This is a genomic window from Novosphingobium pentaromativorans US6-1 (genome assembly GCF_000767465.1).
Lineage (GTDB): Bacteria > Pseudomonadota > Alphaproteobacteria > Sphingomonadales > Sphingomonadaceae > Novosphingobium > Novosphingobium pentaromativorans.
The window spans coordinates 2,476,333-2,487,520 of the sequence record NZ_CP009291.1 but is presented as its reverse complement, the minus strand read 5'-3'; the positions used below and the strand labels follow the sequence as shown (position 1 = coordinate 2,487,520).

The 11,188-nt window shown below is 61.4% G+C and carries 15 protein-coding genes and 1 tRNA gene; 13 read left to right on the top strand and 3 right to left on the bottom strand.

The features are described 5' to 3' along the window. Window positions 1-296: 296 nt before the first annotated feature. Window positions 297-1,322 carry an AraC family transcriptional regulator gene (locus tag JI59_RS25640; RefSeq protein ID WP_160289732.1) on the bottom strand — a complete coding sequence of 342 codons (1,026 nt, stop codon included), beginning with the start codon at window positions 1,320-1,322 and terminating at the stop codon, window positions 297-299. A 300-nt stretch (window positions 1,323-1,622) separates the two neighbouring features. On the opposite strand from JI59_RS25640, the gene JI59_RS11680 reads away from it, so the two are divergent. The 11 genes from JI59_RS11680 (at window position 1,623) to JI59_RS11635 (ending at window position 9,259) form a co-directional block, all read left to right on the top strand. Further along, on the top strand, window positions 1,623-3,260 hold the full coding sequence (locus tag JI59_RS11680) for a GMC family oxidoreductase (RefSeq protein ID WP_038577508.1): 1,638 nt from the start codon (window positions 1,623-1,625) through the stop codon (window positions 3,258-3,260). 25 nt (window positions 3,261-3,285) lie between these two features. Further along, a complete protein-coding gene (locus JI59_RS11675; RefSeq protein ID WP_007012522.1) occupies window positions 3,286-3,861 on the top strand; it encodes a DUF3237 domain-containing protein in 576 nt (191 codons plus the stop codon). Window positions 3,862-4,226: 365 nt separating this feature from the next. Next, a complete protein-coding gene (locus JI59_RS11670; protein ID WP_239000557.1) occupies window positions 4,227-5,375 on the top strand; it encodes a tyrosine-type recombinase/integrase in 1,149 nt (382 codons plus the stop codon). 41 nt (window positions 5,376-5,416) lie between these two features. Beyond that, a complete protein-coding gene (locus JI59_RS11665; protein ID WP_038576074.1) occupies window positions 5,417-5,893 on the top strand; it encodes a hypothetical protein in 477 nt (158 codons plus the stop codon). A gap of 105 nt (window positions 5,894-5,998) precedes the next feature. Further along, window positions 5,999-6,187, top strand: coding sequence for a helix-turn-helix domain-containing protein (locus JI59_RS11660; RefSeq protein ID WP_007012525.1), 189 nt, complete (start codon window positions 5,999-6,001; stop codon window positions 6,185-6,187). Window positions 6,188-6,374: 187 nt separating this feature from the next. Further along, complete coding sequence (locus JI59_RS11655; RefSeq protein ID WP_007012526.1) at window positions 6,375-6,578, top strand: hypothetical protein; 204 nt, start codon at window positions 6,375-6,377, stop codon at window positions 6,576-6,578. Beyond that, window positions 6,575-6,865, top strand: a complete 291-nt coding sequence (locus JI59_RS11650; RefSeq protein ID WP_007012527.1) for a hypothetical protein — start codon at window positions 6,575-6,577, stop codon at window positions 6,863-6,865. The genes JI59_RS11655 and JI59_RS11650 overlap by 4 nt, the downstream gene beginning before the upstream one ends. Continuing rightward, on the top strand, window positions 6,862-7,674 hold the full coding sequence (locus JI59_RS11645; RefSeq protein ID WP_138921336.1) for a hypothetical protein: 813 nt from the start codon (window positions 6,862-6,864) through the stop codon (window positions 7,672-7,674). The genes JI59_RS11650 and JI59_RS11645 overlap by 4 nt, the downstream gene beginning before the upstream one ends. 32 nt (window positions 7,675-7,706) lie before the next feature. Next, window positions 7,707-8,360, top strand: a complete 654-nt coding sequence (locus JI59_RS27090) for a hypothetical protein (protein ID WP_007012529.1) — start codon at window positions 7,707-7,709, stop codon at window positions 8,358-8,360. After that, window positions 8,305-8,460, top strand: a complete 156-nt coding sequence (locus tag JI59_RS28190; protein ID WP_420798894.1) for a hypothetical protein — start codon at window positions 8,305-8,307, stop codon at window positions 8,458-8,460. Before JI59_RS27090 ends, JI59_RS28190 begins: the two co-directional genes overlap by 56 nt. Window positions 8,461-8,626: 166 nt before the next feature. Then, window positions 8,627-9,259, top strand: a complete 633-nt coding sequence (locus tag JI59_RS11635; protein WP_202946087.1) for an NYN domain-containing protein — start codon at window positions 8,627-8,629, stop codon at window positions 9,257-9,259. A 235-nt stretch (window positions 9,260-9,494) separates the two neighbouring features. On the opposite strand, the gene JI59_RS26760 is transcribed toward JI59_RS11635, so the two are convergent. Further along, complete coding sequence (locus JI59_RS26760; protein ID WP_138921337.1) at window positions 9,495-9,839, bottom strand: hypothetical protein; 345 nt, start codon at window positions 9,837-9,839, stop codon at window positions 9,495-9,497. 68 nt (window positions 9,840-9,907) lie between these two features. Beyond that, window positions 9,908-9,984, bottom strand: a tRNA-Arg gene (locus tag JI59_RS11630). A 184-nt stretch (window positions 9,985-10,168) separates the two neighbouring features. Here JI59_RS11630 and JI59_RS11625 point away from each other — a divergent pair. Both JI59_RS11625 and JI59_RS11620 read left to right on the top strand, forming a co-directional pair. Then, a complete protein-coding gene (locus JI59_RS11625; protein WP_038576071.1) occupies window positions 10,169-10,609 on the top strand; it encodes a hypothetical protein in 441 nt (146 codons plus the stop codon). 62 nt (window positions 10,610-10,671) lie between these two features. Beyond that, window positions 10,672-11,172, top strand: coding sequence for an MmcB family DNA repair protein (locus tag JI59_RS11620; RefSeq protein ID WP_007012533.1), 501 nt, complete (start codon window positions 10,672-10,674; stop codon window positions 11,170-11,172). Window positions 11,173-11,188 lie beyond the last annotated feature (16 nt).

The following is an 11,188-nucleotide window of genomic DNA, read 5'->3' as shown; positions in this document are numbered from 1 at the left end:
ACAGCCCGGTTCGCCCTCGGCAAAGTGGATCGCAGGCTATGTTTCATGGACATCTCGCACGAAGCACAAATGCCCCCGACCGAATAATCGTGCCGCCTCACCCCGGCACCTTCCCAAATCGACGGTGGACCGGGTCTACTGGCGCATCTTGCGACCGGTGAAGGAGTTGCTCATCGCAAGCCAGCTCCTGTCGCCACTCTGCATGGAACCGGCGCGCGCTCGCTGCGTACGTATTGCTTGCCCAAGTAACTGGACGGCCATGCAAGGATCCCGCCCGGTATTCCCGTGGGCATTGATCAGGGTGCGCCGGAGCTGCCGGTATCGCCGAGCAGGACGCTGTGCCCTGCCGGCGGCGACTTCGGCGATAGCGACATCTGCCGAAAAAGCCGCGCGGACATGCCGTGACGCTCACGGAACATGCGCGAGAAGTGCGCCGAGTTGTTGAAGCCCCACGAAAAAGCGATCTGGGTGATGGAGACGTCCCCCTTGTTCGGATCGCAAAGTTCGTCGACGCAGTGCCGAAGGCGCAAGTCCCAGATGTAGGCGTTGATGGTCTGCTCGTCGTCCTGGAAGACCTTGTGGAGATAGCGCTTGGTGCACCCCAGAGCATCCGCGATCTTTTCGATCGAGAGCTGATTGTCTCGAAGATTACGTGCGATATATGCCTTGATGCGCTCGCGCAGGGTTTCCTGCATCGTCTCCACTTGCCGTGCAGCTGCCTGCTCGCTCAGCGCCAATTGGATCAGTTGCGCGGCGTTCTCGATCAGATCGGTCTGATCGGCGAAGTTGAGCGCCCCCCAGTCACGCTGCAGCAACCGGACGAAGCCGCCGGCCAATCGCGCCACACCCGGCTCACCGCCCATCCGGACGAGATCGGCACCGGCCGCCAATGTCTGTTTGCGAAAGAAGAAGTCCGCGGGAAACAACAGCAGAACCTGCTCGGAATCCGGCGTATGATTGACTTCCAGCTCCCGCGAAAAATCGTGCAGTGTCCATTCGGACGGACCGATCGTCACTTCGCTCATGCGCGATTTCAGCGTGCAGGAACCCAATGTCTGAACGATGACCTTCACGCAATCGGCAGGGTGGTCGTAGCGTGGGCAAGTGAAAGTGAGCGACGCCGCCTCGCCTGCGATGAAGCGGATCACATCGACGCTGAGCGTGGGACTATATGCCGTCGGCTCACTGCGCATGACCTGCATTTCCGATGGGCTGAAGCGGGCAAGGAAGCGATGCACCCGCGCGCGCGAACCTGGCAGCCCGGCACAATCTTCGCCCGGCAAATCGCGGGGGCGCCTGCGGGGCGATGGATGCTTCGTCATGGTCCTCTCCCTCGTGTCGCGACGCCCTGACTCCGCGGCATCGCCGGCCATCGTCTTATCGAAACAGGACTGTCCCGTGTAAAGACAGGTCTGCCCCACATCTACCGCCGTTTCCGAAGCGGCCGGTTGCGTGCGCACGGCTTCACATCCGAGCAAAGACGATAACGCAGACCTTGGTCATGACTTTACCGGGAGCGTACCGCGGTGTTTGCCGAGCGCGCAACCGGGGCTTTTGCCGTTTGCATCGATACCGGCCCTGCCACACGTTACACACAGACATTCAAGGGAAAAGGATGGCGGATGGCGGATGAATTCGACTTTATCGTCGTCGGGGCGGGATCGGCAGGCGCCGTAATCGCTAGCCGTTTGAGTGAGCGCCCCGAAATGCGCGTGCTGCTGCTCGAAGCCGGTGGCGCGGATCGCCACGCGCTGATGTCGATGCCGATCGCCTTCTTTCAGCTGCTGCGTCGGCCCGAGATCAACTGGGGCTATGCCACGGATCCCGAACCTTATGCAGACAACCGCCGGATTCCGGTCTTTCGCGGCAAGGTGCTCGGCGGTTCGTCATCGATCAACGGCATGATGTTCACGCGCGGCGATCCGCGCGACTACGACCAATGGGCGCAGATGGGTAATCGCGGCTGGAGCTTCGATGATGTGCTCCCATACTTCAAACGCCTCGAAAACAGCTGGCGCGGCGCAAGTGCCCGGCACGGCGCGAACGGCCCGATCAGCACCCGCAAGCATCCGACCGACAATGCGCTGTTCCACGCGCTGACCGAGGCGGCGCGCCGGTTGGGCCATCGCATCAACGACGATTTCGAAGCCGATCTGCCCGAAGGTTTCGGCCTGCCCGATTTCTCGATTCACAAGGGGCGCCGCGCCAGCACCGCGAAACGCTATCTCGATCCGGTGGGGGATCGCCCCAATCTTCACATCGCAACAAATGCCCACGCGACGCGAATCCTCTTCGAAGGCAATCGCGCAGTCGGCGTCGAATTCCTCCAGGACGGTGCGATTGTTCAGGCGCGCGCCCAGCGGGAGGTCGTCTTGTCGGGCGGCGCCTACAACTCGCCGCAGTTGCTCATGTTGTCCGGCATAGGTCCCGCCGAGCATCTGCGCGAAATGGGCATAGACGTGCGCGTCGACCTGAGCGGTGTAGGACAGAACCTCCAGGAGCACCCCTCGATCCATTCATTGTTCAAGCCGCGCGGGCAAATGGACTTCGAACGCGAGATCCGCTTCGATCGGATCGCACGTTCGGTGCTGCGCTGGAAGCTCACGGGTAATGGCATTCCGGCGACGCTGCCGCTTACGGCAATGGCATTCTACAAGTCACGCGAAGGGCTTGAGCGGCCAGACATGGAAGCGCTCTTCGTGCCGACCGCAATGGACGCCCGGGTGTGGTTCCCGGGTATCGTCGCCGGCCGCGGGCCGGTGTTCACGGCGTCGAGCATCATCCTGCGCCCGGAGAGCCGCGGCTGGGTGAAACTGCGCTCCAACGACCCGCGCGACGCGCCCCGCATATGCTGTAACCTGCTCGCAGAGCCCAGCGATCTTGCCTTGCTGCGCGGCGGAATTCGCTGGCAGCGTGCGTTGATGCGCCAGGCTCCGCTGGACGCCTTGATCGGCGAAGAGCTGCGGCCCGGCGCCGATGCGACCAGCGATGCCGAACTCGACACCTTCATCCGCGCCAACGTGGGCACCGCACACCATCCCACCAGCAGTTGCAGCATGGGGACCGATGATCGCGCCGTGGTCGACCCCCAGCTGCGCGTTCGCGGCGTCGAGGGTTTGCGCGTAGCCGATGCGTCGATCATGCCGGTCATTGTGGGCGGGCACACCAATGCACCGTCGATCATGATCGGAGAGAAAGCAGCCGCAATTCTGCTTGGCGAGGATCGCGTTGCGGGTCCTGCCGATCAGCTGGCCGCCTGAAACAACACCTGACCTGGAGATTCACATGCAGAGCCTTGTCCCGATTACCGACCTCCCGCCCCCCGACATGGACTTTGCGAACGCCACCCCGCCGGCGATGGAATTCGCCTTTCGCATCCGTATCTTCTTCAAGGAACGTATCCGCTTCGAACCCCGCACGCCGCTTGGCGGCCGCGTCTATGTGCCGCCCGCTGGCGGCGACATCGTCGGCCCCCGTCTCAATGGCCGAGTCGTCCCTTACAGCGGTGCCGATTTCGCCCGCGGCCACAGTGACGGGGCCAGCGAACTCAACGCTCATTACATGCTCGAGGCAGACGACGGCACGCCCATCTACGTCAATAATCGCGGTTTTCTCTACGGTCGCCGCAACGACAGGCCGTTCCGCATGAGCGAGGACGTTCCGGAACGCCAGATGGCTCCGGGCCCCGACAACGAAACACAGTGGAAGGTGCCCGAAGACCCTTATTTCATCTGCATTCCGGCGTTCGACACACCAACGGGCAAGCACGATTGGCTTACCCGCCACGTCATAATCGGCCGTGGACGGCGAGTGCCTGCCCCGGATCATACGGTGTTCGACTATTACGTCGTAACAGGCTGAGCCTCACCCGAGGCATATTCCGTTCACAAACTCCGCAGTTCCGGCGGGCGTACTGTCGCCCGCCAGCCGATCGCACACAAGTCGGATCACGTTCTATGCGCCGGACATAGGCTCACCGCAAAGGCTCACGGGAAACCACCGCGCCTCATGCCCAGAAATGAACGAAACTGGCGCACCCGACAGGATTCGAACCTGTGGCCTCTGCCTTCGGAGTGCAGGGATAGCGGGCATATGCGGACACAACCGGACATTGAAAACCCTTTAAATCAGCCGTTTTCTATCCGCACTTGTCCCGATGCATCCCCTAATGTATTCCGTACGTATTCCGTACGAAACGAAAAGGGCGGCTGGCAATGGCACTGGACTTGAGCAAGGTTGGCGAGCGGGAACGGCTCAAGGCGCAGCGCGAACCGCACTGGCAGCGGCTGCGCGCCGGATGCTTCCTTGGCTTTCGCCCGTCCAAGCGCGGCGGCAAGGGAACGTGGATTGCCCGCGCCTATGACGAGGATGCAGGCAAGTATCGGCTGAAGGCGCTAGGCGACTTCGGGACACTACCGGGCAATGAAATGTTCGCCGCTGCCAAAAAGGAAGCGGAGCGGCTGGCCGATCTTGTCGAGACGGGCGGCGAGGTGCGCGCCAAGATGGAAACCGTTGCCGATGCCTGCCGGGAATACGCCAAGACGCGCCCTGAGGCCGGGCACCGCTTCCGGCGCTATGTCTATGCCGATGCAATCGCCAAGGTAAAGCTGGACAAGCTGCGCCGTCGCCATGTGAAGGAATGGCGCGAACGGCTGGAGGCACAACCGGCGCTAGTTAGCCGTCGCAAGGAAGGTGAGGCCATCCACCGCAAGCGCGCGGCTTCGACAGTCAACCGCGATATGGCCGTACTGCGCGCGGCGCTGGCCAAGGTTCTGTCACCCGGCGCACCGAATAGTGAGGCAGCATGGCAAGAGGCGCTGAAAGCCGTTCCCAATGCCAACGGGCGGCGCACCTTGTACCTTGATCGCAACCAGCGCCGGAAGCTGCTGGCAAAGACCGATGGGGAAGCTGCACCCTTTGTCCGCGCGCTTTGCCTGTTACCGTTGCGGCCCGGCGCATTGGCGGGGCTTACCGCTGGCGACTTCGACAAGCGCACTGCGGAATTGACCATTGGCAAGGACAAGACGGGCAAGCCTCGGCGCATCCAGTTGCCAGCGGAGGCGGCAAACCTGCTTGCGGCTCAGGCAAAGAACAAGCTGCCGGGAGCGCCGCTTTTCATGCGCGCCAACGGTAAGGCATGGGACAAGGAAACGTGGAAGCACCCCATTGCCGCTGCCGTCGCCGCTGCGAAGCTGCCGGGCGAAGCAACCGCATACACGTTGCGCCACAGCACGATTACCGACCTCGTTAGCGCCGGGCTGCCTTTGCTCACCATCGCGCAAATCTCTGGCACCAGCGCTGAAATGATCGAGCGCCATTATGGGCACCTTGCCAGCGATGCAGCGGTGAAGGCCCTTGGCGAATTGGCGCTGTGAGCCGCTATCGCTGGCTCCGGCCTTCGAAATGCCTTGAGACGATGGACTTCTTTCCTGCGATCAAGGGGCAGACTTACGAGGCCATGCAAAAGCTATTGTTCGATGCCGTTTCGCGTGGCGACGTAAGGGGAATGCTCAACGACGAAATTGTGCCCAAGGCGCATATTGCCGCGTATTTGAGCCTCTATGCCCGCGCCACAAGCGAGCAAGAGCCGAATACCCTGCCGCCCGACCTGGCACTGAATTATGACGATCTCTGCGCGGTGTTTGATCGGCCCGCAATTGACAACCGCAAGCGTGGCAGACCCGTCAAGGAGCATTCTGGCTGGCCCGAGGATCGAAAACTAGCATTCGAAATGCACAAGATGCTCGCAGGCCATCCCGATAACCGGCAGGCAAAGTCAGCGGCAGAGGCGGCGCGAATGCTGGTGAGCGAAGGCAAGGTTGCAGGTGCGGGGACGCCCGAGAGCCGTGCAAAGCGGTTAGAGCGCGCATTTCGAAAATACTATTCGTCCTGACCGCATTTAAAATCCTTTATTCTCCTTTGCTGCGCGTTCGATCCGCCTGCAAATGGTCAATCCGCAAGCGTCCACCCCAAACCCCGGACGCTGCGGAGAACGATCATGGACACACCGATTGCAGTAACGATTCCCGATGCCGTGAGGCTCTCGGGATGCTCTCGCTCCGCGCTTTATGAGGCGCTGAAGCGCGGCGATCTCACGGCTCGTAAGGCCGGGCGGCGAACGCTAATCAGCTTCTCCGATCTCGAAGCCTATCTGGCGAGCCTCCCGACCTATCAGGCGGGAGCATGAGCGATGACTTCACAAATGGAAAACGCCGGGCGGCAACCCGGCGTTCTCTGCAATCAACTTGGCGGCTGGTTGCATTCCCCCTTTACCGCATCGGACTGGCAGGCTCAAACGCTTTCCTCCCGTTTCTGCCTCTCGCCGTGGATGGCGCGGGATATGGCGCGGCTCTGCTTTGGGGAGGGCCGTTGCAATGACTGAGCGGTCCTTTTCCAATCATCGGGCTGCGGCTCTTGCCCTGCTCAACGGCACCAGCCGACTGAGCCGCAAGGCCGGGCAATTCCTTGGCCAGCTTGCCGTCGATTCCACGCCCATGAGCGAAGCGCAGGCCGATTGGCTGGCGAAGCTACTGGACCGCGCGGGCTTGCCGCCGATGGCAGAGGGAGGCGCGAAATGAGCACCTATCCCGATGCACCGGGGCACCGGAACGTGGAAACCTCGATTGCCGCTGCCGATGCCCTTGCGCCGAAGCTGGGGCGGCTTCAGCGCATGGCAGAGGGCGCAATCCGCGATGCTGGCAAGCATGGCCTTACCGCCGATGAACTGGCGGCATGGCTTGATATGGACCGCTGGTCAATTCAACCGCGCACCAGCGAATTGAGGCGCAAGGGGCTTATCCGTGACAGCGGACAGCGCAGGCCGAATAGCACCGGCAAGCTGGCCATTGTCTGGATTGCCGCATGATGGCTGCGCCCTTTCCTGCGCAGATAACGCGCGCGCGAGGGGGCGCTTTGAAACTCCACCGGGATTGCGGTTTCGGTGGAGTTTCAATTGCACCCCACCGGCCGCAAAACCCCATAAAACAGCCGATTCCCGAAACTGGCACAGCACCTGCAGTTAGTTACCCTACTTCTGGTGTGGCAGCCCTTTCCGCTAGAAGCACTGGCAGGGGCGGCGCGCGTAACCGTGCCGACCGGGTAAGCCATGACCTGACAATCGCCCAAATTGGCAATCTCAAGGCCGCTGAGCGCCATGCCGAAAAAATCGGGCTGCCGTTCACGCGCATGATCTCGATCCACTGGGAAGGCGCTGGAGTGCCCTTGGCGGGCATGGCGAAAGCCACCTATCGCTTTACCGACCTGCTGACAAAGGCGCTGGCACGGCATGGCAGCCGCACGGCATGGCTCTGGACGCATGAGAACGGCGACGGGAAAGGCGGGCACTGCCACTTGCTCGCCCATGTGCCTGCCGATCTGGTACCCGTTGTTATGGCGCTGCAACGGGGCTGGCTTCGCCGGATCACCGGGCAGCCTTACCGGGCGCGCGTGATCCACAGCAAACCGATAGGCGGGCGGCTGGGGCTGGATGCGGGCAATCCCGATCTCCACGCCGTCAATCTGGAGGCGGCGCTTGCCTATGTTCTGAAAGGGGCAAGCCCTGAGGCCGCGTCACAATTCGGCCTGGAGCGGCTGGAGCCGGGCGGGCGCATTATCGGCAAGCGTTGCGGAACCTCTCAAAACATCGGCGCGAAGGCGCGCAAATCGAAGGACTGACAATGGCAAGAAAACGGAAACCGGCAGGCGGCATGGAGCCGAACAACGCGCTCACGGTCGAGCAAACGACTGAGGAAACCGGCGCGCAGGCAATGGCCCGCAAGTTACTCCAGCCGACCTTAAAAAATGCGGCGGCAGCATCGGCCTTCACCGACAAGATGATGGGCACCGATCTGGAGATGCCGGGCATTGGAGACTACGCGGATCATATCCATGCTGTGACGCATGATGCAGCGGGCGGCGACATTGCGATGGCCAGCAAAATTCTTGCCGCGCAGGCCGTCACCCTCGATAGCATGTTCGCTGAACTGGCCCGGCGCGCAGCAAACAACATGGGCGAGTATATCAACGCTGCCGAGCGGTACGGGCGGCTGGCCCTAAAGGCTCAAAGCAATTGCCGCACGACATTGGAGGCGCTGGCAAAGCTGCACCAGCCGCGCGAACAAACAGTGCGGCATGTGCATGTGAACGAGGGCGGGCAGGCCGTTGTGGCCGATCATTTCCATAATCACACGGGGGCTGCCGAAAATGGCAAATCAGTCAAACAATCCGATGCAACCGGCACGGCTGGCGCAAGCGCCGCGCTGCCTTGCCCGGACGCGGGCGGGAACGGAATGCCAATCGCCAGCGGTGAAGGGCAAGCGGCGATGCAGGATGCACGGCGGCACAAATCCGGGCGCACCTGAGGGAAACCGTAACGCATGGAAGCATGGCGGGCGATCTGCTGAAGCGATGGCAGCGGCGCGGTACCTGAGAGATATTGCGCGGCTGGCGCAAATTCATTGACTGGTAATCCGGCGCGCATATATAGGGCGCATATCTCCCTTGGCGCTTCGGGGCCAAGGTGCGCGGCGGCTTCGGCCGCCGCTGCTTTATCTGCCTCCCACAAGGCTATTTTTCCACATTTCGCCCCAAACGCGCATTCCCTTGTTAGCGAATGCTGGCATATGCAATGGCCATGCGCACGCGGATTTATGTCGATGGTTTCAATCTCTATTATGGCTGCCTCAAGGGCCAGCCGCACAAATGGTTGAATCCATTTTTGCTCTGCCAGAACCTTTTGCCGCGCAATAGCGTCGAGCACCTCAGGTATTTTACCGCGAAGGTAAGCGCACGCCCGAATGATCCCGATCAGCCCGTTAGGCAGCAAACTTATTTTCGGGCGCTAGGCACCATCCCGCAGATTACCGTACACCTTGGCCATTTCCTCACCCATGAAGTTACAATGCCCGATGCCGCCGCTTGGAGGCAGGGACGGCATGTGCCCCGCCATGTCGTAAAAACTGAGGAAAAGGGATCGGACGTAAATCTGGCAACTTGGCTGTTGATGGACGCGATGGACAATCAATTCGATTGCGCCGTCATCATCAGCAACGACAGCGACTTGAAAGAACCAATCAGCTTGGTCCGCAATCGCTTCCGAAAGGCTATCGGCATTCTGAACCCTCAGAGGAATGTCAGCCAAGCACTGCGCCCACTCGCGCATTTCATCAAACCCATTCGCGGCGGCGCGCTAGGTAACGCCCAATTCCCCAATACGATGACCGATTCAACGGGCCAGTTTCAGAAACCAGCGCGCTGGTGACTGCGCCGCGCCTATAATGGTGTGATGCGAATCTGATTGGCCAAAAACCCGCAGAAAGCCGCGCTTTTAATTAAATCCGAATGGCCAATCATTTTTGATTGAGAAGCTGCCACCTCCCGAAACCCGCACAATTCCGCCATTTCAAGCCGCGATTTGTCGCGTACGGTGTGTATCGAAAGTGTCCCTATATGACCCGGAAGAAAGGCCCGAAACAGACCTGTGAGCCTGTACTAGTCTATGAGCCGACGTTGGCAGGGCTTTCCTCTCGCGCCTTTACCGCTTGCCGAGCATCCAAGGTGGCGAAAATCAAACTGCTAGAGGGCTTCTCCCGGCAGATTTTTTCGACTTCGCCAACGATCCCGTTCAAGTCTGAACTTCCGGCCAGCGGTTCTGCCTTAGTGATCTGAGACATGTCCCAAGCTGCCCAAAATCCGGCAATCCAATTTTCCGTGGCTGCACGATTTTCTGGCAGAAAGGCCGTGGCGCAGGTCAAACTACCGGGGCCGCGCGGGTTGACCACTCTCCCGATTGCAGGATCGGCAGTTGCAGCGGCCAAAAGCATGGATGCAAAAGCCAGCATTCTCCCCCCCTGTTTTCCGTACTTATTCCGTACAACGCCATTTCATCTAGCGTAAGTGCTTGATTTAATGGCGCACCCGACAGGATTCGAACCTGTGGCCTCTGCCTTCGGAGGGCAGCGCTCTATCCAGCTGAGCTACGGGTGCAGTGGACGGGCGAGTAGCAGAGGCCGCGGGCGGTTTCCAGCGCCAAATCACGAATTTGCTGATCCTTGCTCCTCTTTTACCGGCATGCCTCAGAGCATGTCCGAACTGGCGGGAGAATTCGGCGGGTGGATCGGGCCTTGCAAGTTAGGAAATTGGCAAGCGGCGAAGCGGTAACAAGCCGAACATGGACAGGACTTCCAACGCGCATGGCAGCAATGGGACCAATGCCGGCGCACGCGGTGGGCCGCGGTCCCGGCCCGCTCGGCCGAGTTTCGGCAAAGGGTCCGGCAGTGCGCTCGGCATGAAATGGTCTGCGCTGCACGATGCGGGTGAGGCAGTGGCGGCCATTGCTGGCGCGGCGCCCGAGGTTTCCATGGAGGAACTGCGGCGTTTCCCGCAGGCTATCCGCGAGGCGGGAGGCTGGCGGCTCCTGCATGCCGAGCACGGGATCGAGGACCTCACCTCGATCATGGAACCGGGGCTTTGCGCCCTGCTTGCCGCGATGGCGCGCGGAGCGAACCCGCAGGCAGCTGCCCTTGCCCTGTGGAACGAGTTCGTCGAGGCGCGCAATGCCCTGCTCGAACTACTGCCGCCCAACCAGCATTCGGCTCGCCACGCAACCTGAGTTAGGTCCGGATCCGGCACGATCCGACTTGCCAGTTCTCTTTATGTTCCTATTATTGCCGGATGGCCGATACCGATTCCCCCGGGGTGATCCCGCAGTCAGACCCCGGTTCCTTCGCCGCCCCCGATGTCGTTCGCGGCATCGGGCGTCTCTTTGCCCGCAACGATATCTGGTGCCTGACCGAAATGCCGCTGCGCTGCGGGCGGCGGGCCGACCTCATGGGCATAGACGCCAAGGGGCATGTCGTGATCGTCGAGATCAAGGTCAGCCGGGCTGACCTGCTGGGCGACGGCAAGTGGACCGACTATCTCGACTACTGCGACCGATTCTACTGGGGCCTGCCCCCATCGCTCGATCGCTCGCCGCTGGAAGGGGAAGCCTTCCTGCCCGACAAGTGCGGGGTCATCGTCGCAGACGGCTACGATGCAGAAATCCTTCGCCCAGCCCCCTTGCGCCAGCTTGCCGCCGCGCGCCGCAAGGTGGAAGTCGAGCGCCTGGCTCGCGCATCGCTGCGCCGGCTGGTCAACATCGGCGACACGCATACCTCGCAGTGGGGCGGTTGATCGCCGCCAGCCCTGC

What these genes read in the sequence shown, in the direction of transcription:
- JI59_RS11620 (WP_007012533.1), top strand. Translation starts at nt 10,672, where the DNA reads ATGGCCGATACCGATTCCCCCGGGGTGATCCCGCAGTCAGACCCCGGT.
- JI59_RS25640 (WP_160289732.1), bottom strand. Translation starts at nt 1,322, where the DNA reads ATGACGAAGCATCCATCGCCCCGCAGGCGCCCCCGCGATTTGCCGGGC.
- JI59_RS11680 (WP_038577508.1), top strand. Translation starts at nt 1,623, where the DNA reads ATGGCGGATGAATTCGACTTTATCGTCGTCGGGGCGGGATCGGCAGGC.
- JI59_RS11655 (WP_007012526.1), top strand. Translation starts at nt 6,375, where the DNA reads ATGACTGAGCGGTCCTTTTCCAATCATCGGGCTGCGGCTCTTGCCCTG.
- JI59_RS11625 (WP_038576071.1), top strand. Translation starts at nt 10,169, where the DNA reads ATGGACAGGACTTCCAACGCGCATGGCAGCAATGGGACCAATGCCGGC.
- JI59_RS11650 (WP_007012527.1), top strand. Translation starts at nt 6,575, where the DNA reads ATGAGCACCTATCCCGATGCACCGGGGCACCGGAACGTGGAAACCTCG.
- JI59_RS11675 (WP_007012522.1), top strand. Translation starts at nt 3,286, where the DNA reads ATGCAGAGCCTTGTCCCGATTACCGACCTCCCGCCCCCCGACATGGAC.
- JI59_RS11665 (WP_038576074.1), top strand. Translation starts at nt 5,417, where the DNA reads ATGGACTTCTTTCCTGCGATCAAGGGGCAGACTTACGAGGCCATGCAA.
- JI59_RS26760 (WP_138921337.1), bottom strand. Translation starts at nt 9,839, where the DNA reads ATGCTGGCTTTTGCATCCATGCTTTTGGCCGCTGCAACTGCCGATCCT.
- JI59_RS11645 (WP_138921336.1), top strand. Translation starts at nt 6,862, where the DNA reads ATGATGGCTGCGCCCTTTCCTGCGCAGATAACGCGCGCGCGAGGGGGC.
- JI59_RS27090 (WP_007012529.1), top strand. Translation starts at nt 7,707, where the DNA reads ATGGAGCCGAACAACGCGCTCACGGTCGAGCAAACGACTGAGGAAACC.
- JI59_RS11635 (WP_202946087.1), top strand. Translation starts at nt 8,627, where the DNA reads ATGGCCATGCGCACGCGGATTTATGTCGATGGTTTCAATCTCTATTAT.
- JI59_RS11660 (WP_007012525.1), top strand. Translation starts at nt 5,999, where the DNA reads ATGGACACACCGATTGCAGTAACGATTCCCGATGCCGTGAGGCTCTCG.